The sequence below is a fragment of the Citrobacter sp. T1.2D-1 genome (genome assembly GCF_950098555.1).
Lineage (GTDB): Bacteria > Pseudomonadota > Gammaproteobacteria > Enterobacterales > Enterobacteriaceae > Citrobacter_A > Citrobacter_A telavivensis.
This window is the reverse complement of the sequence record NZ_CATNHH010000056.1, coordinates 249939-273932: the sequence shown is the minus strand read 5'-3', so window position 1 is coordinate 273932 and position 23994 is coordinate 249939. Positions and strand designations below refer to the sequence as shown.

Here is a 23994-nt window from a genome sequence, read left to right as displayed (position 1 = left end):
ACGTTGCGTCAGCAACGGCCCGAAGGGCGAGGCGAAGCCGAGTCATCCTGCACGACCCACCAATTTAATATTAAATATCGAATTGGTGCCGAGTAAAAATCTTTCAGGTAACACCCGAATGGGGCGTTAGCTCAGTTGGTAGAGCAGTTGACTTTTAATCAATTGGTCGCAGGTTCGAATCCTGCACGCCCCACCAATATCAAAGTGGGTTCCTGAAAAGAATAAAGCAGTAAACCCCATATGGGTCGTTAGCTCAGTTGGTAGAGCAGTTGACTTTTAATCAATTGGTCGCAGGTTCGAATCCTGCACGACCCACCAGTGTAAAAAGGCGCCCTAAAGGCGCCTTTTTGCTATGCGCAGAATTTGATGATTCGAACCTGCAGCAGGTTCGGTGTTGAGCGTAGCGAAACAACGGAGCCGCTGGCGGCGACGGCCCCGAAGGGCGAGCGAAGCGAGTCATCCTGCACGACCCACCAGTGTAAAAGAGGGCGCTGGCGGCGCCTTTTTGCTATGCGCAGAATTTAATGATTCGAACCTGTGTCATGCCTGATGGCGCTTCGCTTATCAGGCCTACAATGATTGATCTGGTCAATGGCTACGCCCTTGCAGGCCGGATAAGACGTCAGTCGCCATCCGGCGTTAGCAAGCGCAATTGTTGTGACTTTTGCCGCTCAATCCGCTATCTTGTTTAGCATATAAAACAAATATGACCGAACATGGCATGCATCGCGCCTTAAGTCGGTTGTTTCGTTAAGCCAGTAAAACGAGAAAGCATGATGAGCGTGATGTTTGACCCTGAAGCCGCAATCTATCCGTTTCCCCCGAAGCCGGTACCGCTGAGCGCCGATGAAAAGGCGTTCTACCGCGAAAAGATCAAGCGCCTGCTGAAGGAGCGTGATGCAGTGATGGTTGCGCACTATTACACCGACCCTGAAATCCAGCAACTGGCTGAAGAGACCGGCGGTTGTATCTCTGATTCACTGGAGATGGCCCGCTTTGGCGCGAATCATCCCGCCTCCACGCTGCTTGTCGCAGGGGTTCGCTTTATGGGCGAGACGGCCAAAATCCTCAGCCCGGAAAAAACCATTTTAATGCCAACCCTTGAGGCGGAATGCTCGTTAGATCTCGGCTGTCCGATTGACGCGTTCAGCGCGTTCTGCGATGCCCATCCGGATCGCACTGTCGTGGTCTACGCGAATACCTCCGCGGCGGTTAAGGCCCGCGCCGACTGGGTGGTGACGTCCAGCATTGCGGTTGAACTGATTGAGCATCTGGATAGTTTGGGTGAAAAAATCATCTGGGCACCGGATCGCCATCTCGGGAAATATGTCCAGAAGCAGACGGGGGCGGATGTCCTCTGCTGGCAGGGAGCATGCATCGTCCATGATGAGTTCAAAACGCAGGCGCTGAGCCGCATGAAAGGGCTATACCCGGATGCCGCGATCCTGGTTCATCCGGAATCACCACAGTCGATAGTGGACATGGCCGATGCCGTCGGTTCGACCAGTCAGCTCATTAATGCAGCTAAAACCCTGCCGCATCAGCAACTTATTGTCGCCACCGATCGGGGTATTTTCTACAAAATGCAGCAGGCGGTACCGGGCAAAGAGTTGCTGGAAGCCCCCACTGCCGGTGAAGGGGCCACCTGCCGCAGCTGTGCGCACTGTCCGTGGATGGCGATGAACGGCCTCAGAGCGATCGCTGAAGGCCTGGAGCAGGGTGGGAAGACCCATGAGATACACGTTGATGAGGCGCTGCGAGAAGGCGCACTCGTGCCGTTAAACCGCATGCTGAAATTTGCGGCTACACTACGTGCGTAGATAATCAAACGCTCTGGGGGAAAAGATGGACTTTTTTAGCACGCAGAACATTCTGGTACATATTCCAATCGGCGCAGGGGGGTACGATCTGTCATGGATCGAAGCGGTGGGCACCATCGCCGGTTTGCTGTGTATTGGCCTTGCCAGCATGGAGAAGATCAGCAACTACGCTTTCGGCCTGATTAACGTCACGCTGTTTGCGATCATCTTTTTTCAGATCCAACTCTACGCCAGCCTACTGCTGCAACTTTTCTTCTTCGCTGCCAACATTTACGGCTGGTACGCCTGGTCGCGGCAGACCACGCAGAACGAGGCGGAACTCAAAATTCGCTGGCTGCCCCTGCCTAAGGCGCTGGGCTGGCTGGCGGTTTGCGTGGTGGCGATCGGTTTGATGACGGTTTATATCGACCCGGTTTTTGCCTTTTTGACCCGCATTGCGGTGACGCTCATGCAGATGCTGGGCTTGCAGGTCGCCGTCCCGGAATTGCAGCCAGATGCCTTCCCGTTCTGGGATTCCTGTATGATGGTGCTATCGATTGTGGCGATGATCCTGATGACTCGCAAATACGTCGAGAACTGGCTGTTGTGGGTGGTTATCAATGTGATTAGCGTCGTGATCTTTGCCCTGCAGGGGGTTTATGCGATGTCGCTGGAGTACTTGATCCTGACCTTCATTGCGCTCAACGGCAGCAGGATGTGGATTAACAGCGCACGCGAACGAGGCTCGCACGCGCTGTCCCATTAGTGGTGATGATGTGAATGACCGGATGCCTTCTGATTCAGATCGCAGTCCGGTCCGTGACAGGGCTGATATTCCATCTGAATGGTGGCGTGTTCAATCTGGTAATGATGAATCAGAAAGTGCTGGATGCGTTCCAGTAGCCCGTCATGATCGTGCGGCGGAATCACCTGTACATGCAGGGTCATGACCGGTTTTTCACCCACCATCCACACGTGCACGTGATGGACATTACGCACTTCGGGAAGCTCCCGGCTGAGGTGGCGTTGCAGGGCAGCGATATCCAGCGAAACCGGGGCACCTTCCAGTAACTCATTCACGCTATCTTTCAATAAGCGCCACGCGCTCCGCAGAACCAGCAGCGAGACCAGTATTGACAGAATCGGGTCAGCGGGCGTCCAGCCGGTCCAGATAATAATTACCGCCGCGATGATAGCCCCGACCGACCCCAGTAAATCGCCCATCACATGCAGTGCCGCAGCGCGTACGTTGAGGTTCTTTTCTTCGCTGCCACGATGCAGGATCCAGAAGGCAAAGATGTTTGCCAGCAAGCCAGCGACGGCGATGATCATCATCATACCGCCTGCCACCGGACGCGGCGTGTAGAAGCGCTCAATCGCCTCCCAGACGATTAAAATCGTAATGACCACCAGCGCAATCGCGTTGACGAAGGCGGCCAGCGTTGTCAGCCTCAGCCAGCCGAAGGTGTGGCGGATAGTTGGTGGTCGGCGGGCAAACTGGACGGCCAGTAGTGCAAACAACAGCGCGGCGGCATCGGTCAGCATATGTCCGGCATCGGCGAGTAGCGCCAGCGATCCGGATAAAATTCCTCCCACTACCTCCAGCAACATAAAGCCCGCCGTGATGCAAAATGCGAGCAGCAGTCGGCGGGCGTTGCCATCCTCGGGCAGGTGCGGGGCAGAATGAGAGTGTGAGTGCGCCATAATGTCATCCCTTGGTTATTCTTATCTTAACTGTATGACATCATACCGTTTCTGGACGAATAAAATAAAAAGGAGAGCCAGGGCTCTCCCGAAAGTGTTGACCAACCTCATGCCGATACCGGACAAGCAGAGATCGCCTAATTAAAAAACGGAAAAATCAATTTATTGATTTTCGGCTGATAACCATAAAGAAGGAAAAAACCACGCTTTTTCCTTCTTTGTCTGCAATCAGAGGAGAGCCAGCGCTCTCCCATTATTAGTCCGGTTTTCAGTTTTACTGGGTGGTACCATCGGTTTTGCTATCAACATCGTTGTTCATACCATCACCGGTTTCCACTTTTTTGTTCATGTCCGGGCAGCGCCCGTCCTTACACATTGTGTTTTTGTGTACTTCATCCTGGGTCATTCCCTCCTGATTCATGGATGAGCCATTTGGATGCAGCATCGTGCCGCCAGAGTTGATGTTGTCGTTATCGACATTATTCGGGGCGACGTTTTCTTTTGCATCCGGGGCAACCTGGCCGGCGTCGGCGGCGGCGTTCGCCTGGCCATTATTGCTCTGGGTGTTGGATTCGGCGGCCAGTGCAGCGCTGCTGGCGAGGCTGAGCGTGGCGGTCAAAAAAAGTGAAGCCAATTTTGTCATTTTCATAAGATGCTCCTGTTTTGGTTGAGATGTCGGATAACGTCTTCCAACAGTGCATATGCCAGTCAAAGGGTCAGGCAATGGTTGAAGATCCCAGATGAGCACAATAGCTCAGTAGAGAATCTTGAAAAAATTCACAAACAGAGTGGTTGTAGTTAAAAATTGTAGGTTAGATCTCGTTTCCCGCTACTTTCTGGCGTTTTTCAGCTAAATTCCAGGATTAATCCGTCCGAAGTGTAAAAGCCCGTTTACACTTTTAGACTGAGGATATAGATTGGAGGGATTGCATTCATTTAGATAAGTATGGCAACGCTGGAATAATCATGAATTATCAGAACGACGATTTACGTATTAAAGAGATCAACGAGTTATTACCCCCTGTCGCACTGCTGGAAAAATTCCCCGCTACAGAAAATGCCGCCAACACGGTTGCCCATGCGCGTAAAGCCATTCACAAAATTTTGAAAGGGAATGACGATCGCCTGCTGGTGGTGATTGGGCCGTGCTCAATTCATGATCCCGTCGCGGCGAAAGAGTACGCGGGTCGCCTGCTGGCGCTGCGCGAAGCACTGAAAGGCGAGCTGGAAATCGTCATGCGTGTCTACTTTGAGAAACCGCGTACGACCGTTGGCTGGAAAGGGCTGATTAACGATCCACACATGGATAACAGCTTCCAGATTAATGACGGTCTGCGTATTGCGCGTAAGCTGCTGCTGGATATCAATGACAGCGGCCTGCCGACGGCTGGTGAATTCCTCGATATGATTACCCCGCAATATCTGGCGGACATGATGAGCTGGGGCGCGATTGGCGCGCGTACCACAGAATCTCAGGTTCACCGTGAGCTGGCGTCGGGTCTCTCCTGTCCGGTTGGCTTCAAGAACGGTACCGATGGCACCATCAAAGTGGCGATTGATGCCATTAACGCTGCCGGTGCGCCACACTGCTTCCTCTCGGTCACCAAATGGGGTCACTCCGCCATTGTGAACACCAGCGGTAACGGCGACTGCCATATCATTCTGCGCGGCGGCAAAGAGCCGAACTACAGCGCTGCACACGTAGCGGTGGTGAAAGAAGGTCTGGCGAAAGCGGGTCTGCCTGCGCAAATCATGATTGATTTCAGCCATGCCAACTCCTGTAAGCAGTTTAAAAAGCAGATGGAAGTCGGGGCCGATGTGTGTCAGCAAATCGCCAACGGTGAGACAGCCATTATGGGCGTGATGATTGAAAGCCATTTGGTTGAAGGTAATCAGAATCCGGACAGTGGTGAACCGCTGGTGTACGGGAAAAGCATTACCGATGCCTGTATTAACTGGGAAGATACCGACACTATCCTGCGCCAACTCGCGGATGCGGTAAAAGCGCGTCGCGGATAAAACGTCCTAAACCTGAAAAGCCGACTCCAGGAGTCGGCTTTTTTGTCTCTTCGTCGTCTAACAATCTATCGAGATATAATTTCTTATATAGCGTGTGGCAAGTGCGCTATAATTCGGCCTTCATTCGCCAACTCCCGTTACCCGCTATGTCTCTTCTTTCTCAGACACCCATTGATGATGCCATTAATGCGCAATATCGCAGGATCATCCGCACGCGTGTGCTGTTGGTGCTGATGAGCGTACTGGCGATTGTCGGCTCGCTGTTGCTGGATTTCACGCTTGGCCCGTCAGGTTTGCCAATCGGCGAGCTCTGGCAAACGCTGATTCATCCAATGAGCGCCAGCGGCGGCACCCGGGTTATCGTCTGGGAAATCCGCCTGCCTTACACCCTCATGGCGCTATTGGTGGGCATGGCACTGGGGCTGGCCGGGGCTGAGATGCAGACCATCCTCAATAATCCGCTGGCGAGTCCGTTCACGTTGGGCGTCTCTTCGGCAGCGGCATTTGGCGCGGCGCTGGCGATTGTGCTGGGGATCGGCATTCCTGGTATTCCTGACGCGTGGTTCATTCCAGCAAATGCCTTCATTTTTGCGTTGCTCTCTGCACTGTTGCTCGACGGCATAACCCGCTGGACCCGCGTGGCGACCTCTGGCGTGGTGCTGTTTGGTATTGCACTGGTGTTTACCTTTAATGCGCTGGTGTCGATGATGCAGTTTGTGGCCGATGAGGATACGTTACAGGGGCTGGTGTTCTGGACAATGGGCAGTCTGGCACGGGCGTCGTGGGAAAAGCTGGCCGTACTGGCGTTGGCGTTTATCTGCGTCGGCGCGTGGTCAATGCGCAGCGCCTGGCAACTGACCGCGCTGCGACTGGGGGAGGATCGGGCGATGAGTTTTGGCATCGACGTACGCCGCTTACGTCTGTCGTCGCTGTTGCGCATCAGCCTGCTGTCCGCACTCTCAGTGGCCTTCGTCGGCCCGATTGGCTTCATCGGCCTGGTGGCACCGCACATCTCACGTCTGCTGTTTGGTGAAGATCACCGCTTCTATCTGCCTGGCAGCATCCTGACGGGCGGGCTGGTGCTCTCTCTGGCCTCTGTCGCCTCGAAGAACATCCTTCCCGGTATCATCATTCCGGTGGGCATTGTCACCTCGCTGGTGGGCGTCCCGTTCTTTCTGAGCATTATTTTGCGCCACCGGGGGAGCATGTCATGAGTGGCTTGATCCTGCGGGGCGTCACTGCGGGCTACCCAAAACGACCGGTGATTGACGATCTTCATGTCGACGAACTGCCGCGCGGTAAAATTACCGCGCTGCTGGGGCCGAACGGCTGCGGGAAGTCCACCTTGTTACGCGCGCTGGCCGGATTGAGTAAAGCGCAGGGTGAGATGATGCTTGGGGGAAAAAACCTGTCGGCGCTGTCGCTGGCTGAGCGGGCCGCCAACGTCGTGTTTTTGCCCCAGTCACTGCCGCAAGGGGTACATTTGCATGTTCTGGAGTCGATCCATGTCGCGCAGCGGGCGCTGGGTAAACGCGATGATGAACAGGTGCTGGCGATTCTCGAACAACTGGGGATTGCCCATCTGGCATTGCACTATCTTGATCAGCTTTCGGGAGGGCAACGGCAGCTTGTGGGGCTGGCGCAATCGCTGATCCGCCGTCCAGAGCTGTTGTTGCTCGATGAACCTTTGAGCGCGTTGGATCTGAACTACCAGTTTCATGTGATGGATCTCGTTCGCCGTGAAACCCGGCTACGTAATATGGTCACGGTGGTGGTAGTACATGACATCAATATTGCGCTACGCCATTGTGAACATGTGCTGATGCTGAAAGCCGGAAAGCGGGTCGCCAGCGGCGAGCCGGAAAAGGTCATCACCACGGAAAGTCTGGCGGAAGTGTATAACGTACAGGCTCGCGTGGAGCGCTGCTCGCAGGGCAGGGCGCAGGTGGTGCTGGATGGGGTGACTGGAGTTTAAGAAAAATGACCCGGTCAGCATTCGCCACCGGGCCATTCAGATTACTTCGCTTTACCCTGGTTGGCGACGGCAGCGGCTTTTGCGGCGATCTCGTCAGCATTACCCAGATAGTAGCGCTTGAGCGGCTTGAAGTTTTCGTCGAATTCATACACCAGCGGTACGCCGGTTGGGATGTTCAATTCGAGGATTTCTTCTTCGCTCAGGTTATCGAGGTATTTTACCAGCGCGCGCAGGGAGTTACCGTGCGCCGCGATGATTACGCGCTCGCCGCTCTTCATGCGTGGCAGAATGGTGTCATTCCAGTAAGGGATAACGCGATCGATAGTGAGTGCCAGGCTTTCGGTCAGCGGCAGCTCTTTTTCGGTCAGTTTGGCATAACGCGGATCGTGGCCCGGATAGCGCTCGTCATCTTTGGTCAGTTCCGGCGGGGTCACCGCGAAACCACGACGCCACTGTTTAACCTGCTCGTCACCGTACTTTTCAGCGGTTTCCGCTTTATTCAGACCCTGCAACGCACCGTAGTGACGTTCGTTCAGCTTCCAGGATTTCTCCACCGGCAACCAGGCCTGATCCAGTTCATCCAGTACGTTCCACAGCGTGTGGATGGCACGTTTCAGCACGGAGGTATAAGCAAAATCGAAGCTATAGCCTTCAGCTTTCAGCAGTTTGCCTGCCGCTTTCGCTTCGCCCACGCCTTTCTCGGACAGGTCAACGTCGTACCAACCGGTGAAGCGGTTTTCATTGTTCCACTGGCTTTCGCCGTGGCGTACCAGAACCAGCTTAGTTACAGCCATACTCTCACTCCTCAAGCTTTATCGAATGATAATAATTCTCATTATATTGCCGTAACAGGTCAGCGGCAATGCTTACGCATAACCATAGCGAAAATAGTGCAGCAGTGTAAGGTTCTTGTGAACTCTGAGTTGCGATTTTGTCTTTGAGTGGTGGGGATTTGAGCAAAACAGATTCTGTAGGCCCGATAAGCTTGCGCCATCGGGCATGTTACATGTTACGTCAAACAGGAATAAAGCGATATTCCGTCAGGCTGGTGTACTCTTCGCCGGGGCGCAGAACGCAGTCTGGCTGTGGCCATTCCGGATGGTTCGGGCTGTCCGGCAGGAATTCACTCTCCAGCGCCAGACCCTGATAATCGCCGTAGGCGTTCGGTCCGCGTGAAGAGGTGCCGCCGAGAAAGTTACCGGAGTAAAATTGCAGCGCCGGGGCCGAAGTGTAGACTTCCATCTGCAACTTCCCGTCCTCAGAAGAGAGCAGGGCAACCGGCTTTTTACTGTCGCCTTGTGCCTGCAACAGGAAGGCGTGATCGTAACCCTTCACTTTGCGCTGGTCGTCATCGGCAAGAAACTCACTGGCGATAACTTTCGCGGTGCGGAAATCAAATGAGGTTCCGGCGACCGGTTTCAGACCATCGCGTGGGATCCCGCCTTCATCAACCGGCAGATACTCATCCGCCAGAAGCTGCAACTTGTGGTTGCGCACGTCGGTCTGATCGCCGTCGAGGTTGAAGTAGACGTGGTTGGTCAGATTCACCGGACACGGCTTGTCCACCGTCGCGCGATAGGTAATGGAAATGCGGTTGTCATCGGTCAGACGATACTGCACCGTGGCGCAAAGGTTGCCCGGAAACCCCTGATCGCCATCGTCTGAGCTTATGGCAAACAGAACCTGACGCTCGTTATGGTTAACGATTTGCCAGCGGCGTTTATCAAATCCGTCCGGCCCACCGTGCAACTGGTTAACGCCCTGGCTTGGTTGCAGGGTCACCGTTTCCCCGTTGAGGACGTAGCGACTGTCGGCGATACGGTTGGCGTAACGACCAATTGAGGCACCCAGAAACGCCGCTTGCTCCTGATAATGCTCCGGACTGGCACAGCCCAGCAGCGCCTCACGCACACAGCCGTCGGAAAGGGGAATGCGGGCCGAGAGTAATGTAGCACCCCAGTCCATCAGCGTGACCACCATCCCTGCGCTATTGCGCAGGGTTAACAGGCGGTACGGCTGACCATCGGGTGCCAGTGCAGGTGTTTCATTCAGCACTGTCCTGCTCCTTGTGATGGTTTGCACACATAGAAAGTTTCTTTGATACCGGTTTTGGCTTCGTACTGTTCGGCGACGGCCTGCTGGACCGCTGGGACCAGCGCTTCCGGCATCAGTGCGACGATGCAGCCGCCAAACCCGCCGCCGGTCATGCGCACGCCGCCTTTGTCGCCAATCGTGGCTTTGACGATGTCAACCAGCGTATCAATCTGCGGCACGGTGATTTCGAAATCATCACGCATTGATGCGTGCGATTCCGCCATCAGTTGCCCCATGCGGTGCAGATCGCCTTTTTCCAGCGCGCTGGCAGCTTCTACCGTCCGCGCATTCTCAGTTAACACGTGACGGACGCGTTTGGCAACCAGTGGGTCCAGTTCATTCGCCACGGCGTTAAAAGCCTCGAGGCTGACATCGCGCAATGCCGGTTGCTGGAAGAAACGTGCGCCCGTTTCGCACTGTTGGCGGCGTGTGTTGTACTCGCTGCCGACCAGCGTGCGCTTAAAGTTGCTATTGATGATCACAATCGCCACGCCTTCTGGCATCGAGACCGCTTTGGTGCCCAGCGTCCGGCAGTCGATCAGCAGGGCATGATCTTTCTTACCCAGCGCGGAGATGAGCTGATCCATAATTCCGCAGTTACAACCGACAAACTGGTTTTCCGCTTCCTGACCGTTAAGCGCAATCTGTGCGCCGTCCAGCGGCAGATGATAGAGCTGCTGGAACACAGTACCGACCGCCACTTCCAGCGAGGCGGAAGAGCTCAGGCCCGCGCCCTGCGGAACATTACCGCTGATGACCAGGTCCGCGCCGCCAAAGCTGCTGTCACGTTTTAACAGGTGTTTCACCACGCCGCGCACATAGTTTGACCATTGCTGGCTGTCGTGAGTCACGATGGGGGCATCAAGGGAGAACTCGTCAGTCTGATTATCGTAATCGGCAGCAATGACGCGGATCAGGCGGTCGTTGCGGGCAGTGCAACTGATGACGGTTTGATAGTCAATGGCGCAGGGTAGCACAAAGCCGTCGTTATAATCGGTATGCTCACCGATAAGGTTGACGCGGCCTGGTGCCTGAATGGTGTGGGTCGCAGGGTAGCCGAAAATTTCTGCAAACAGAGATTGTGTTTTCTCTTTCAGACTCATTTTTATACTCCGGATTCGCGAAAATGGATGTCGCTGACCGCGCGCAGACGTTCTGCCGCTTGTTCCGCTGTGAGATCGCGCTGGGTCTCTGCCAGCATTTCGTAACCGACCATAAATTTACGGACGGTCGCGGAGCGCAGTAACGGCGGATAAAAGTGCGCGTGCAATTGCCAGTGGTCATTCTCTTCACCGTTAAACGGCGCGCCGTGCCAGCCCATCGAATACGGGAAAGAGCACTGGAAGAGATTGTCATAACGACTGGTCAGTTTTTTCAACGCCAGCGCCAGGTCTGCGCGCTGTTCGTCGGTCAAATCGGTGATGCGTAGTACATGCGCTTTCGGCAGCAATAGCGTTTCGAACGGCCAGGCCGCCCAGTAAGGCACCACCGCCAGCCAGTGATCGGTTTCCACAACCGTACGGCTGCCGTCAGCCAGTTCGCGCTGTACGTAGTCGACCAGCATCGGTGACCCCTGCTCAGCTAACCAGGCTTTTTGCAGACGATCTTCGCGTTCGGCTTCGTTTGGCAGGAAACTGTTGGCCCAAATCTGTCCGTGGGGGTGGGGATTAGAGCACCCCATCGCCGCACCTTTGTTTTCAAAAACCTGCACCCAGGGATAGTGTTTCCCGAGATCTGCGGTTTGCTCTTGCCAGGTTTTCACAATTTCTGTCAGGGCGGGAACGCTAAGCTCCGGCAGGGTTTTGCTGTGATCCGGCGAAAAGCAAATAACGCGACTGGTGCCGCGTGCGCTCTGGCAGCGCATCAGCGGATCGTGACTGTCCGGCGCGTCAGGCGTGTCGGTCATCAGCGCCGCGAAGTCGTTGGTGAAGACGAACGTCCCGCGGTAATCCGGGTTCTTATCGCCAGTGACGCGGGTATTGCCTGCACACAGGAAGCAGTCCGGATCGTGTGCCGGCAGCGCGTCGTTTGAGGGCGTTTCTTGCGCCCCCTGCCAGGGGCGTTTAGCACGATGCGGCGAGACCAGAATCCACTGTCCGGTGAGGAGATTAAAGCGGCGATGCGGATGATCGACGGGGTTGAATTGACTCATGATGGTTTCTTAATCCTCGTATCCCTGCGGATGACGCGACTGCCAGTGCCAGGTATCCTGTGCCATCTCATCAAGCGTGCGCGTCACGCGCCAGTCCAGTTCGCGGTCGGCTTTGCTGGCATCCGCCCAATAGGCAGGCAGATCGCCATCACGGCGCGGAGCAAAGTGATAGTTAACCGGTTTACCGCAGGCTTTGCTGAAGGCGTTGACCACGTCAAGCACGCTGCTGCCGACCCCCGCGCCGAGGTTGTATATATGGACGCCCTGTTTGTCCGCCAGTTTTTCCATCGCGGCAACGTGACCGTCAGCGAGATCCATCACGTGGATGTAATCGCGTACGCCAGTGCCGTCTTCGGTCGGGTAGTCGTTGCCAAAAATGGCCAGGGAGTCGCGACGGCCCACCGCCACCTGCGCGATGTACGGCATCAGGTTATTCGGGATACCCTGCGGGTCTTCGCCCATGTCACCTGATGGATGTGCGCCAACCGGGTTGAAATAGCGCAGCAGCGCGATGCTCCATTCCGGCTGCGCTTTTTGCAGATCGGTGAGGATCTGCTCGACCATCAATTTGCTTTTGCCATAAGGGCTTTGCGGCGTACCGGTCGGGAAGCTTTCGACGTAAGGGATTTTCGGCTGGTCGCCGTAGACGGTTGCCGACGAGCTGAAAATGACGTTTTTGACACCGGCGGCGCGCATGGCGCTAATCAGTCGCAGCGTTCCGTTGACGTTGTTGTCATAGTATTCCAACGGCTTTGCGACAGATTCGCCGACGGCCTTCAGCCCGGCAAAATGGATGACGGTGTCAATCGCGTGATCGTGCAGGATTTCGGTTATCAGCGCTTCGTTGCGGATATCGCCTTCGATAAACGTCGGATGTTTGCCGCTCAGACGTTCAATAACAGGCAGTACGCTGCGCTTACTGTTACAGAGGTTATCAAGGATGATGACGTCATGACCGTTTTTCAGTAACTGCACACAAGTATGACTTCCTATGTAACCGCTACCACCGGTGACCAGAACTCTCATAATTCGCTCCGTTAAGCTTATGGTATGGAATTACCATAGCATAACAAAGATGCGAAAAGTGTGACATGGAATAAAATAGTGGAATCGTTTACACTCGCGAATTCTCTCGCTGAGCCATCAATTATTCGATTATAAATCATAAGCTTTAAGAATGATTGCGCCTTTTATCCGAAAAAAAAGGGCGCTTTCGCGCCCACGGATGAAAACTAACGCAACGGCGTTTGCTGATAGGTATAGGTCTCGCCCTCTGGCACAAATTCCAGACGGTGGGTAATGCAGGCCGGTGCATCTTCAGCGTGATGGGAAACAAACAGTAGCTGCGTGTCGCCCTCGCTAATCAATACGTCGACAAAACGACGGATGAGCTGGCGGTTCAGCGGGTCCAGCCCCTGTAAAGGTTCGTCCAGAATCAGCAGGGTCGGGTGCTTAACCAGCGCCCGGGCGATCAGTGCCAGTCGCTGTTGTCCCCAGGAGAGGCTATGAAACGGCGCGTCGGCGGTACGTTTATCGAGTCCCAGAATATCCAGCCACTGTTGCGCGAGTTTCTGCTGACGGTCTGACACGGCCTGATAGATCCCAATAGAGTCGAAATATCCTGACAAAATCACATTGCGCACCGTGGTGCTCACCCGGTAGTCGAGATGCAGGCTACTACTGACATAGCCAATGTGTTTTTTGATATCCCAGATGGTTTCACCGCTGCCACGACGACGGCCAAACAGCGTCAAATCGTTACTGTATCCCTGTGGGTGGTCACCGGTTATCAGGCTGAGCAACGTGGATTTTCCGGCGCCGTTGGGGCCGACAATCTGCCAGTGCTCACCGGGATCTACCTGCCAGCTCAGGCGATCGAGAATAGGACGATCGTTGTACGACACGACGCCATTCTTGAGGATGATCCGCGGCGTCTCGGCAGACAGGGCGGGGTGGGCAGCAGGCTCGTCTGCTTCAGGCAGCGCCACCCCTTCCAGTCGCTCGCTATGGGCAAGTTGGGCGATCAGCGCCTGCTGGAGTAAGTCCGTTTTCGATCCGATTTCCGTTAAGGTGCAGTCAACCAGCACGCCGGCATACTGAACGAACGCCGGAATTTCATCAAAGCGGTTCAGCACCAGCACCAGCGTGATGCCGGACTGGTGCAGCGTTTCAAGCAGTGCTGCTAACTGCTGGCGGGAGGCGACATCCAGGCCGTCAAATGGCTCATCGAGAATCAACAAATCAGGCTCAGACATTAGCGCCTGACAGAGTAATGTTTTGCGCGTTTCGCCGGTAGAGAGGTATTTAAAGCGGCGATCGAGCAGATGAGTGATACCAAACTGCCGCGCCAGCGTCGCACAGCGGTCCGGGTCTTTCACCTCGTCCTGAACGATCTCAGCCGTGGTGCGTCCGGTATCCTCTTCGCCGGGGCTGAGCATATCGGTGTTATTGCGTTGCCATTCATCGCTGACCAGTTTCTGCAGTTGCTCAAATGAAAGACGGGTCATTCGCAAGAATGCGCACTGGCGTTCGCCTTTGAGCTGCGGTAACTCGCCGGCCAGCGCGCGCGCCAGCGCCGATTTCCCGCTTCCGTTCGAGCCGACAAACGCCCAACTCTCACCCGCGTTTAATGTCACGGAATCCAGGCGAAGCGTTTTTGTATCGCTAAGACGAAACGTGCCTTGCGAAATATGCAACGATGACATTTTGTATCCCATTTTTTGCAGCAATGAATGACAGGGATACGTGTTCCGGGAAGGAATGTCAATGTGATTAGCGCGACTGCGGGTAAAAAAACGGCGCTTTAAAATCGATGTAGGTATCTGTGCCATGTGGCGGTTACGGCGACAGAACTATCGCTATTTTGTGAACCACTGCAAAAAAGGGCGACGCGTTATCCAGTATTTTTTCGCAGCCAGTAGAGATGTCATGGCGATTAATGATGGAGTATTTTGTGGATATTTTTATCTCGAAAAAAATGCGTAATTTCATCCTGTTGGCGCAAACCAATAATATCGCCAGAGCGGCTGAAAAAATACACATGACGGCATCGCCGTTTGGCAAAAGTATTTCGGCGCTGGAAGATCAGATTGGCTATACGCTGTTTACCCGCAAGGATAACAGCATAAGTCTGAACAAGGCCGGGCAGGAGTTGTATCAGAAACTGTTTCCGATTTATCAGTCCTTGTCGGCGATCGATAATGAAATTCATCACTCTGTGCGCGGTTCGCGCAATATTGTGATTGGCGTAGACAACACCTATCCGACGATTATTTTCGACCAGTTGATTAGCCTGGGCGACAAGTACGACGGCGTGACCGTTAAGTCTATTGAGTTCAGCGAAAACGAAGTCATTGATAACCTGTTTGGCCGTCAACTCGATTTTATCATTTCGCCGCAGTATGTTTCGGCCCGCGTGCAGGAACTGGATAATCTGACCATCAGTGAGTTGAAGCCGCTGCGTCTGGGGTTCCTCGTTTCCCGTCGCTACGAGGGTAAACAGCCGCAGGATCTGCTACGTGAACTGCCCTGGCTGCAAATGCGTTTTCAGAATCGGGCCAATTTTGAGGCAATACTGGAAGCACATATGCGGCCATGCGGCATTAACCCGACGATTATCTACCGCCCTTACAGCTTTATGGCGAAGATCAGCGCGGTGGAGCGCGGGCAGTTTCTGACCGTGATCCCATACTTTGCGTGGCGTCTGGTGAACCCGGCGACACTGAAGTATTTCGATGCGCCCGGCCGTCCGATGTATATGCAGGAATACCTGTACTCGTTGAAAAACCACCGCTATACCGCCACGATGCTTCAGCAAATTGCGGAAGATCGTGGCACAGAGGTGAATTAGCCGAGCATCGAACCGTATTCAATCAGATTGCGGTGCAGATCGAACACGTGGCTGAGATCGTGGTGAATGTGCCCGCCTGGCGCACTATCGAGATAGCGGTGCAGATAGTCCTGGTAAAGTGGATGGGCACAGTTGTCGATGATCGTGTGCGCCCGTTGCAACGGTGAGAGCCCGCGAAGATCGGCGATCCCCTGTTCGGTGACGATCACCTTCACGCTGTGCTCGCTATGGTCAACGTGGCTGCACATCGGGACGATGGTGGAAATCTTGCCGCCTTTGGCGATGGACGGTGCCATAAAGATAGACAGATAGGCGTTGCGTTCAAAATCACCGCTGCCGCCAATGCCGTTCATCAGATTCACTCCGGCCACGTGTGTCGAGTTGGCGTGACCGTAGATATCAAATTCCAGCCCCACGTTCAGGGCTATCACCCCAAGACGGCGGATAATCTCCGGATTATTGGAGATCTCCTGCGGGCGGAGCACAATACGGCTGGCGAAGAAGTCCATATTGTCGTAAATCTTCAGCAAGGAATCGGCGGATACCGTCAGGCTGGAGGCGCTGGCTCCGGTGATTTTTCCCGTTTCCAGCAGATGGACGACCGACTCCTGCAACACCTCTGAATACATCATAAAGGGCGGAATGTCCGGATTCTCCCCAAGCCGCGCCATCACGGCATTATTGATATTGCCAACCCCACTTTGCAGCGGCAGAAACTCGGGTGGAATGCGCCCGCGCGCCATCTCTTCCAGCAGAAAAGTCACGACGTTATCGGCGATTTGCTGGCAGACAGGGTTGGCGCTATCCAGTACGTTTCCGCTGTCGGGCAGTTCAGCGTCAACCACCGCCACAATCTTGTCAGGATCGATTTGCACATACCGGGTGCCAACGCGATCCATCGCATGATAAATGGGCACACTGTTGCGACGCGGCGGCGCGCCGGGAATGACAATATCAGCCAGTTCAGCGACGCGTGGGTTGTGGTAGTGATTCAGCTCAATGATGACTTTTTTTGCCCGCAGCAGCCAGGTGGGGGCATTGCCGATCCCGCTGGTAAGCCAGACCCGTCCGTCAGGCGTAATGGCTGACGCTTCAATCACCGCGACGTCAATATCACCAAAGAAGCCATAGTTAACCATCTGTGCCACTTCGCTCAGATGTAAGTCTACAAAGCGTACCTGACCCTGATTGATTTTTTGCCGTAGGCTGCCTGACGTCTGATACGGCGCGCGCCATGAGATGGCGTCAGCCTCGGACAGTACATCATCGGCGGCAGCACTAATAGACGCCCCCGTCAGCAGCCTAATCTGAAACGGTTTTTGCGCCTGATGGAGTTCGCTGGCGCGGCGGGCGATAGCCGCAGGGAGTGCTTTGGGAGAACCCGCGGGGGTAAAGCCGCTGAAGGCAACCATCGCATTATGTTCAATAATCTGCGCCGCGTCGTCGGCGCTCATCCGTGCCCAGGGGTCTTTCATATTGTGTCCCTTCCCGGTATCAGTGGCCGACAAAATTGGGTTTACGTTTATTCATAAACGCGTTCATCCCTTCCTGATAATCTTCGCTGTCATAAACGGCACGGCGCATTCCCTGAATACGTTCGAACTCGTCGGAATTCATGGTGTGCGCTTCGCCAAGCACGCGTAGCTCTTCTTTTATCACCGCGATGGCAAGCGGCGCTTTTTCCGAGATATGGTGCGCCATCTGCAACGTGAAATCCTCAAGCTCTTCGACGGCGACAACGTGGTTGAGGATACCGACCGCCTGCGCACGCTGTGCGGTAATAGGGGAGGCGGTGAAGATCAGCTCTTTGACGATATGGAAACCCGCATCGCGAGTCAGGTTGTGGATACCGACCAGATTGTACGGAACGCCGAGGTTGACCGGAGTCATAGAGAACGTGGAGGTACTGGCTGCGATGATCAGATCGGAACTCATGATCATCTCAAATGCGCCTCCCCAGACGCTGCCCTCGACCATGGAGATAACCGGTTTTGGGTACTTCTGAATCATGCGGGTGATCTGGCGTAGCGGATCGTCATAAGAGAGCGGATCGCGCCTGCCAGCGGGGAGCTCATGAATATCGTGACCGGCGGAAAATACCTTCGCACCGGCTGGTGCACGCAGGATAATACAGCGAATATCCGGGCGATTGAGATCGCTGAGCGCCAGCATGAGATCGTCAATAAACACTTTGCTCAGGGCGTTCAGCTTGCGGGCATAGTTGAACTCAATGACTGCCACTTTTCGGATAATGACAACATTAACGTATTGATAAGACATATTTTTCTCTTTATTCAAAGTAATGATTCAGAAGGTATTCGCTGATTTGCTGAAGACCGGCGCGTGACGAGAGATGGTTATTTTTGACGGCCTGCTGCGTCAGGTTGTAATAGCGGTCGAAGTCGTCACGGGAGAACAGGAGCCGCAGCGCCTCGGCTTCTGTCTGTTTTTGCAACCAGTTAATTTCCTGCAACTGGCGCACCTGCTGCAGTCGTCCGCTGGCGGTTAACTGGGTTCTGAAATCGCAGATGGCCTGCCAGACCTCGTCAATACCGCGCTTTTCCAGTGCGCTACAGCTCAGTACCTGCGGCTGCCATTCGGTATATTTATGGCGCAAAATATGCAGTGCACTTTCGTACATATGGCGGGCGATGGCGACGTGGTTGTGGTTTTCACCGTCATCCTTGTTGATGACAATCAAATCCGCCATTTCCATGATCCCTTTTTTGATGCCCTGCAGGTCGTCGCCGCCACCGGCTATTTGTAACGACACAAAGCAGTCCACCATGTGAGCGATTTCCGTTTCCGACTGTCCAACGCCGACGGTTTCAACGATCACAACGTCGAACCCCGCCGCTTCGCACAGCAGCACCAGTTCCCGGGCATGCAGGCAGGCACCGCCCAGATGACCACGCGAGGGCGCCGGGCGGATAAAGGCCGCATCCGATCGCGCCAGTTCGGTCATTCGCGTTTTGTCGCCAAGAATGCTGCCACCGCTGACAGGACTGCTGGGATCGACGGCAATCACCGCCACGCGCAGTCCGTCGCGGGTAAGACGCGTACCGAAAGCCTCCAGAAACGTGCTTTTCCCGGCGCCCGGCGTGCCCGTGATGCCCAGGCGCAGCGCGTTGCCGGTGAAAGGCATAATGGCATCCAGCAGTTGTGCGCTCAGCGCCTGATGGCGAGGATGTTGACTCTCCACCAGCGTCATGGCCTGGGCGAGCGTGGCCCGTTCTCCCTGCCGTAATAGCCTCACGGTGTCAGCCAGCGTGGATTCGTTAATCATGATGTTGGCTTATCCGCCTCAGCACATCGCGTACGCTGTCCAGCATCGGCGTGCCGGGGCCGTAAATTGCCGCTACGCCGAGCTCCTGCAGGTAGGCATAATCCTGGGGGGGAATCACGCCGCCGGCGACCACGCAGATATCGTCACGCCCCCATTTTTTCAGCGCGGCGACCAGTTCAGGGATGAGCGTTTTGTGACCGGCCGCCAGCGATGAGGCGCCGACGACGTGTACATCGTTTTCTACCGCCAGACGGGCGATCTCTTCCGGGGTGGAGAACATCGGGCTGAGATCGACATCGAACCCGAGATCGGAATAGGCGCTGGCGATCACTTTCGCACCGCGATCGTGACCATCCTGGCCCATTTTGGCGATCAAAATGCGGGGACGGCGACCATTGTCTTCGAGGAACTGCCCGGTCTGCGCAACGATGGCGTCAAACTCGCAGGCCGATTTCTCGGATTGATGGTAGCTCTGCGCAATCACCCCAGTGACACACTGGCTTGGCACCAGATAACGGTCAAATGCGGATTCCAGCGCGTCGGAGATTTCACCCAGCGTGGCGCGTGCGCGCGCCGCATGAATGGCGGCGGCCAACAGATTCTCATGATGCTGTGCGGCGTGGGTTAACGCCGCCAGCGCGACGTTAACTGCGGCATCATCGCGGGTCGCGCGGACCTGCGCCAGCGAGGCGATCTGCTCGTTACGCACCTTAATGTTGTCTATCTCCAGTACGGTCGTTGCGTCTTCTTTTTCCAGCTTGTATTTGTTGACGCCGACAATCACGCGCTTGCCCTGGTCGATCAGCGACTGTTCGCGGGCAGAGGACTCTTCGATCATCCGTTTCGGCAGCCCGGCTTCGATAGCTTTTGCCATCCCACCAGCCTCGTCGATCTGCCTGATAATCTCCCGCGTCTGTTTCACTACCTGATCGGTCAACGATTCCACATAGTATGATCCGGCAAGCGGATCCACGGTGCGGCAGATTTCTGACTCTTCCTGAAGGATTATCTGCGTGTTACGTGCAATGCGGGCGGAAAAGTCGGTGGGCAGACCGAGTGCTTCGTCAAAGGCGTTGGTATGGAGCGACTGGGTGCCGCCAAGCGTGGCGCCGAGCGCTTCGATAGTGGTACGGATCACGTTGTTATACGGATCCTGTTCGGTCAGGCTCCAGCCAGAGGTCTGGCAGTGGGTGCGAAGCGCTAAGGATTTCGGATCGGTTGCGCCGAAACCGCTAACTGCTTCGCTCCACAGATAACGCGCCGCGCGCAGCATGGCGATGTTCATGAACAGATCCATGCCTATGCCAAAGAAGAACGAAAGGCGGGGCGCGAAGTCGTCAATTTTCAGTCCGGCGGAAAGGGCGGCTTTGATGTATTCAATGCCATCGGCCAGCGTAAAGGCGACCTGCTGCACGCAGTTGGCACCCGCTTCGGCCATATGGTAGCCGCTGATGCTGATGGTATTAAAGCGAGGCATGTTGTCCGAACACCAGGCGATGATGTCGGCGATAATTCGCATTGAGGACGTTGGCGGGTAGATGTAGGTATTGCGGCACAGGTACTCTTTCAGAATATCGTTCTGAATGGTTCCGGTTAGCTGCTGCGGCGTCACGCCTTGCTCTTGCGCCGCGACGATGTAAAACGCCATCACTGGCAGTACCGCGCCGTTCATGGTCATCGACACTGACATCTTATCCAGAGGGATCTGGTCGAAAAGTACCTTCATGTCTTCGACGGTATCTATCGCCACGCCCGCTTTGCCGACATCGCCCGCGACGCGTGGGTTATCGGAATCATAACCACGGTGGGTGGCGAGATCGAAAGCCACAGAAAGGCCTTTCTGTCCGGCGGCGAGGTTGCGACGATAGAAAGCGTTAGACTCTTTGGCGGTAGAGAAACCGGCGTACTGACGGATAGTCCACGGTTGCGCGGTATACATGGTTGCGCGCGGTCCGCGTACGTAAGGCGGCAGACCGGGAAGGGTGCCGGTGACTTCCAGTTTATCGAGATCGGCTTCGGTATACAGCGGCTTGATGGCAATGCCTTCCGCTGTCTGTTTAACCAGCGACTCGACGGTTTTTCCCCGTCGGCTGAGCTCCTTGTTGGCGAGTGTCTGCCACTCCGGTAAGTCTGACATTTTTTGCTCCGTAATCCGCAATAAAAAGAGGGTATTGCGGGTACGATGAGCTTTTTAATGCCCCCTGTCGCCAGCAAAAAATAGCCAACGATGCGTCGTTTTTTGCCGGGTGGGATTATTCATTTTGTAATGAATTTCAAAGAAAAAATAACGGCGAGTAACTTCCCGCCGTTATACTGCTGCGGCGATACTCAGCACAATGTCGCGAGAATCACTCTGTCGGCATTGAAATACGCTGTAACGTTAGCGCCTTCGGACAGCGATGCGGCATCATCCACGGGTACGGTGGCGCACAGTATCTGACCGTCCGGCAGCGTCATTAATACTTCACACTGTTCTGTGCCGCGTTCAATATGATTGATAATGCCCTGGAGTTGGTTATCCGCCGCCTGGGCGATGGCGTCGTCCTGGGTGATCCCCACCCACGGCGCTTTCAACAGTACGAGGACTTCTTTGCCTTCATCAAGCCCCAGTCGCTCGCCGCTCTGGGCGGTAATCGCCACTTTCAGCCGCGTTTCACCATCGGCTAACAGCACATCGACATGCTGCTGCACCTGATCGCGATCGCGGGCGGTAATGGTGCCAAACCACTGGTTACGCGCGCTGGTTTGCAGGGAAAAACGCGAGATCGCCGCTAACAGGCTATTGAGAGGCAGCGCGTCATCGTCGCTTAAGACATCGAAGGCTTTTTGCTGAATCTGCCCCAGCAGATCGTAAAGCTGGATCAGGCGCTGCCCGTAGCGGGTCAACACTGCGCCACCACCGCCTTTGCCGCCTGTCGCTCGGTCGACCAGCGTCTGCTCGCTGAGGAGGTTCATTTCATTGATGGCGTCCCAGGCGCTCTTATAGCTGATGCCTGCATCTTTCGCGCCCTGACTAATGGAACCGGAAAGTGCAATATGCTTGAGCAAAGAGATGCGTCGGGGATCGGCAAACAGTTTTTGCTGAAGTTTCAGGGTAAGAAGGATTTCGGCTTGCATAACAAGATCCTGGTAAAAAGGTTATTGTGACGGAAAACCACAGAGACGCAAAGCCGACCGCACAAAAGGGGAGTGCTTTTCTCAGTGATGCGGTTAGAATACTACAAGGACTATATCAGGAGTTGACCATGTTAGAGTTATTGAAAAGTCTGGTATTCGCCGTAATCATGGTACCTGTGGTGATGGCCATCATCCTGGGTCTGATTTACGGTCTCGGTGAAGTGTTCAACATTTTCTCCGGTATCGGTCAGAAAGACCAGTCCAGACAGAATCACTGATTTCAAACGCCCGCTCAGTCGGGCGTTTTTGTCTCCTTCGTCTTTCAGGCCGCATTTTTGTTGGCCGCGCCCGATCGCTCAAAGATTTGCCGCCCTAATGCAACCCGAAATCCAATGGGGATTGTTTCTCAAGTTCTCCTCATTCCTGCCGATATTTTCTTTGCGTAACCTCTTATAGGTATCAATAACTTCTGGGAAAAACGTTGCTTTGTCGTTATATTTGCGTCTACATAACGACACTCGAAAGGAGTTACAGATGGCTCGTACATGGTTACGCCTGTTTGCTGGGGCAACATTATCACTGACTGTTGCCGGACATGCGCTGGCGGATGAAGGGAAAATCACGGTATTTGCAGCGGCGTCATTGACTAACGCGATGCAGGATATCGCGGCAGAATACAAAAAAGAGAAGAATGTCGACGTGGTCTCCTCTTTTGCTTCATCTTCGACGCTGGCTCGCCAGATAGAAGCCGGTGCGCCAGCGGATCTGTTCATTTCTGCCGATCAGAAATGGATGGACTACGCGGTAGATAAAAAGTCGATTGATACGGCATCGCGTCAGACGCTGCTGGGCAACAGCCTTGTGGTGGTTGCGCCAAAAGCCAGTGAGCAGAAAGATTTTACGATCGACAGTAAAACCAACTGGACGACGCTGCTGAACGGTGGACGTCTGGCGGTGGGCGATCCGGAACACGTTCCGGCGGGGATCTACGCGAAAGAAGCTCTGCAGAAACTGGGTGCCTGGGAAACATTGTCACCGAAACTGGCGCCAGCAGAAGATGTGCGCGGCGCGCTGGCGCTGGTCGAGCGTAACGAAGCGCCGCTGGGCATCGTTTACGGTTCTGACGCGGTTGCCAGCAAAGGGGTTAAAGTCGTGGCCACCTTCCCGGAAGACTCGCACAAAAAAGTGGAATACCCCATCGCGATTGTCGATGGACATAAAAACGCTACGGTCAGCGCGTTCTATGATTACCTGAAAGGACCGCAGGCTGCTGAAATCTTTAAACGCTACGGATTTACGACCAAGTAATGATATTGACCGATCCCGAATGGCAGGCCGTTTTCCTGAGCCTGAAAGTGTCTTCCCTGGCCGTGCTGTTTAGTTTGCCGTTTGGGATCTTCTTTGCCTGGCTGCTGGTGCGCTGCACCTTCCCAGGCAAAGCCTTACTGGATAGCGTGCTGCATCTGCCGCTGGTGTTACCGCCGGTGGTGGTCGGTTATCTGCTGCTGGTCTCGATGGGACGGCGCGGATTTATCGGTCAGTGGCTGTACGACTGGTTTGGTATTACCTTTGCCTTTAGCTGGCGCGGCGCGGTACTGGCGGCGGCAGTGATGTCTTTCCCACTGATGGTGCGCGCCATCCGGCTGGCGCTGGAAGGGGTGGACATCAAGCTGGAACAAGCCGCCCGGACGCTGGGCGCTGGACGCTGGCGCGTCTTCTTCACCATTACTCTCCCGCTAACGCTGCCTGGCATTATTGTCGGCACGGTGCTGGCATTTGCCCGCTCGCTGGGCGAGTTTGGCGCTACGATTACCTTTGTCTCCAACATTCCCGGAGAAACGCGCACCATTCCTTCGGCGATGTATACCCTGATCCAGACGCCTGGCGGTGAAAGCGCAGCGGCGCGACTGTGCCTTATCTCCATCGTACTGGCGCTGATTTCACTGTTGATTTCTGAATGGCTGGCGCGGCTCAGCCGCGAGCGGGCGGGGCGATAAT

Annotated in this window: 22 protein-coding genes, 2 tRNA genes and 1 other RNA gene; 12 read left to right on the top strand and 13 right to left on the bottom strand. The window is 54.9% G+C overall.

Annotation, left to right across the window (positions count from 1 at the left end; genetic code table 11):
• Positions 1–120 precede the first annotated feature (120 nt).
• The 5 genes from QQZ17_RS22430 (at position 121) to pnuC (ending at position 2565) form a co-directional block, all read left to right on the top strand.
• A tRNA-Lys gene (locus tag QQZ17_RS22430) sits at positions 121–196 on the top strand.
• Positions 197–242: 46 nt separating this feature from the next.
• Positions 243–318 (top strand) — tRNA-Lys (locus QQZ17_RS22425).
• A gap of 22 nt (positions 319–340) precedes the next feature.
• Positions 341–476: non-coding RNA, RtT sRNA (locus QQZ17_RS22420), on the top strand.
• A 300-nt stretch (positions 477–776) separates the two neighbouring features.
• Positions 777–1820 (top strand): quinolinate synthase NadA, encoded by a 1044-nt coding sequence (gene nadA / locus QQZ17_RS22415; RefSeq protein WP_152406369.1) that lies wholly within the window; start codon positions 777–779, stop codon positions 1818–1820.
• Positions 1821–1845: 25 nt separating this feature from the next.
• On the top strand, positions 1846–2565 hold the full coding sequence (gene pnuC, locus QQZ17_RS22410) for a nicotinamide riboside transporter PnuC (protein WP_152405409.1): 720 nt from the start codon (positions 1846–1848) through the stop codon (positions 2563–2565).
• Here the strand turns inward: pnuC and zitB are convergent.
• The gene (gene zitB, locus QQZ17_RS22405) at positions 2562–3503 is read right to left on the bottom strand and encodes a CDF family zinc transporter ZitB (protein ID WP_152405408.1); all 942 of its coding nucleotides are present in this window, start codon (positions 3501–3503) and stop codon (positions 2562–2564) included. The two genes, pnuC and zitB, sit on opposite strands and share 4 nt — an antisense overlap.
• A 274-nt stretch (positions 3504–3777) precedes the next feature.
• Entirely contained in the window at positions 3778–4152 is a 375-nt protein-coding gene (locus tag QQZ17_RS22400; protein ID WP_152405407.1) for a YbgS-like family protein, read from the bottom strand.
• Between the two features lie 317 nt (positions 4153–4469).
• Between QQZ17_RS22400 and aroG the strand changes: the two genes are divergently transcribed.
• From aroG to QQZ17_RS22385, 3 genes are all read left to right on the top strand, one after another.
• A complete protein-coding gene (gene aroG, locus QQZ17_RS22395) occupies positions 4470–5522 on the top strand; it encodes a 3-deoxy-7-phosphoheptulonate synthase AroG (protein WP_152405406.1) in 1053 nt (350 codons plus the stop codon).
• 146 nt (positions 5523–5668) lie between these two features.
• Positions 5669–6736, top strand: a complete 1068-nt coding sequence (locus tag QQZ17_RS22390; RefSeq protein ID WP_152405405.1) for a FecCD family ABC transporter permease — start codon at positions 5669–5671, stop codon at positions 6734–6736.
• Positions 6733–7497 carry an ABC transporter ATP-binding protein gene (locus QQZ17_RS22385; RefSeq protein ID WP_152405404.1) on the top strand — a complete coding sequence of 255 codons (765 nt, stop codon included), beginning with the start codon at positions 6733–6735 and terminating at the stop codon, positions 7495–7497. Before QQZ17_RS22390 ends, QQZ17_RS22385 begins: the two co-directional genes overlap by 4 nt.
• 41 nt (positions 7498–7538) lie before the next feature.
• On the opposite strand, the gene gpmA is transcribed toward QQZ17_RS22385, so the two are convergent.
• The 6 genes from gpmA to modF all read right to left on the bottom strand — a co-directional run bounded on the left by gpmA (position 7539) and on the right by modF (position 14448).
• Positions 7539–8291, bottom strand: a complete 753-nt coding sequence (gene gpmA / locus QQZ17_RS22380; RefSeq protein ID WP_042320535.1) for a 2,3-diphosphoglycerate-dependent phosphoglycerate mutase — start codon at positions 8289–8291, stop codon at positions 7539–7541.
• A 220-nt stretch (positions 8292–8511) separates the two neighbouring features.
• Complete coding sequence (gene galM, locus QQZ17_RS22375; protein ID WP_152405403.1) at positions 8512–9552, bottom strand: galactose-1-epimerase; 1041 nt, start codon at positions 9550–9552, stop codon at positions 8512–8514.
• A complete protein-coding gene (galK, locus tag QQZ17_RS22370; protein WP_152405402.1) occupies positions 9546–10694 on the bottom strand; it encodes a galactokinase in 1149 nt (382 codons plus the stop codon). The genes galM and galK overlap by 7 nt, the downstream gene beginning before the upstream one ends.
• Positions 10695–10696: 2 nt before the next feature.
• Positions 10697–11743: a galactose-1-phosphate uridylyltransferase gene (gene galT, locus QQZ17_RS22365; RefSeq protein WP_152405401.1), complete on the bottom strand. Its 1047-nt coding sequence runs from the start codon at positions 11741–11743 to the stop codon at positions 10697–10699.
• Positions 11744–11752: 9 nt separating this feature from the next.
• Positions 11753–12769 carry a UDP-glucose 4-epimerase GalE gene (galE, locus tag QQZ17_RS22360; protein ID WP_152405400.1) on the bottom strand — a complete coding sequence of 339 codons (1017 nt, stop codon included), beginning with the start codon at positions 12767–12769 and terminating at the stop codon, positions 11753–11755.
• A 206-nt stretch (positions 12770–12975) separates the two neighbouring features.
• Entirely contained in the window at positions 12976–14448 is a 1473-nt protein-coding gene (modF, locus tag QQZ17_RS22355; protein WP_152405399.1) for a molybdate ABC transporter ATP-binding protein ModF, read from the bottom strand.
• 248 nt (positions 14449–14696) lie between these two features.
• Here modF and srsR point away from each other — a divergent pair, with 248 nt between their 5' ends.
• Complete coding sequence (srsR, locus tag QQZ17_RS22350) at positions 14697–15593, top strand: LysR family transcriptional regulator SrsR (RefSeq protein ID WP_152405398.1); 897 nt, start codon at positions 14697–14699, stop codon at positions 15591–15593.
• On the opposite strand, the gene QQZ17_RS22345 is transcribed toward srsR, so the two are convergent.
• The 5 genes from QQZ17_RS22345 to modE all read right to left on the bottom strand — a co-directional run bounded on the left by QQZ17_RS22345 (position 15590) and on the right by modE (position 21996).
• Positions 15590–17068 (bottom strand): acetyl-CoA hydrolase/transferase family protein, encoded by a 1479-nt coding sequence (locus tag QQZ17_RS22345; RefSeq protein ID WP_152405397.1) that lies wholly within the window; start codon positions 17066–17068, stop codon positions 15590–15592. The genes srsR and QQZ17_RS22345 overlap by 4 nt on opposite strands.
• 19 nt (positions 17069–17087) lie before the next feature.
• Positions 17088–17873 carry a methylmalonyl-CoA decarboxylase gene (gene scpB, locus QQZ17_RS22340; RefSeq protein ID WP_080950047.1) on the bottom strand — a complete coding sequence of 262 codons (786 nt, stop codon included), beginning with the start codon at positions 17871–17873 and terminating at the stop codon, positions 17088–17090.
• Positions 17874–17883: 10 nt separating this feature from the next.
• Complete coding sequence (gene meaB / locus QQZ17_RS22335; RefSeq protein WP_152405396.1) at positions 17884–18879, bottom strand: methylmalonyl Co-A mutase-associated GTPase MeaB; 996 nt, start codon at positions 18877–18879, stop codon at positions 17884–17886.
• Entirely contained in the window at positions 18872–21016 is a 2145-nt protein-coding gene (gene scpA / locus QQZ17_RS22330; protein WP_152405395.1) for a methylmalonyl-CoA mutase, read from the bottom strand. The genes meaB and scpA overlap by 8 nt, the downstream gene beginning before the upstream one ends.
• A 191-nt stretch (positions 21017–21207) precedes the next feature.
• On the bottom strand, positions 21208–21996 hold the full coding sequence (gene modE / locus QQZ17_RS22325) for a molybdenum-dependent transcriptional regulator (protein WP_152405394.1): 789 nt from the start codon (positions 21994–21996) through the stop codon (positions 21208–21210).
• Between the two features lie 128 nt (positions 21997–22124).
• Here modE and QQZ17_RS22320 point away from each other — a divergent pair, with 128 nt between their 5' ends.
• From QQZ17_RS22320 to modB, 3 genes are all read left to right on the top strand, one after another.
• Complete coding sequence (locus tag QQZ17_RS22320; RefSeq protein ID WP_003023026.1) at positions 22125–22274, top strand: AcrZ family multidrug efflux pump-associated protein; 150 nt, start codon at positions 22125–22127, stop codon at positions 22272–22274.
• Positions 22275–22530: 256 nt separating this feature from the next.
• Positions 22531–23304 carry a molybdate ABC transporter substrate-binding protein gene (modA, locus tag QQZ17_RS22315; RefSeq protein WP_042320522.1) on the top strand — a complete coding sequence of 258 codons (774 nt, stop codon included), beginning with the start codon at positions 22531–22533 and terminating at the stop codon, positions 23302–23304.
• Positions 23304–23993: a molybdate ABC transporter permease subunit gene (gene modB, locus QQZ17_RS22310; RefSeq protein ID WP_152405393.1), complete on the top strand. Its 690-nt coding sequence runs from the start codon at positions 23304–23306 to the stop codon at positions 23991–23993. The genes modA and modB overlap by 1 nt, the downstream gene beginning before the upstream one ends.
• Position 23994: the final 1 nt, after the last annotated feature.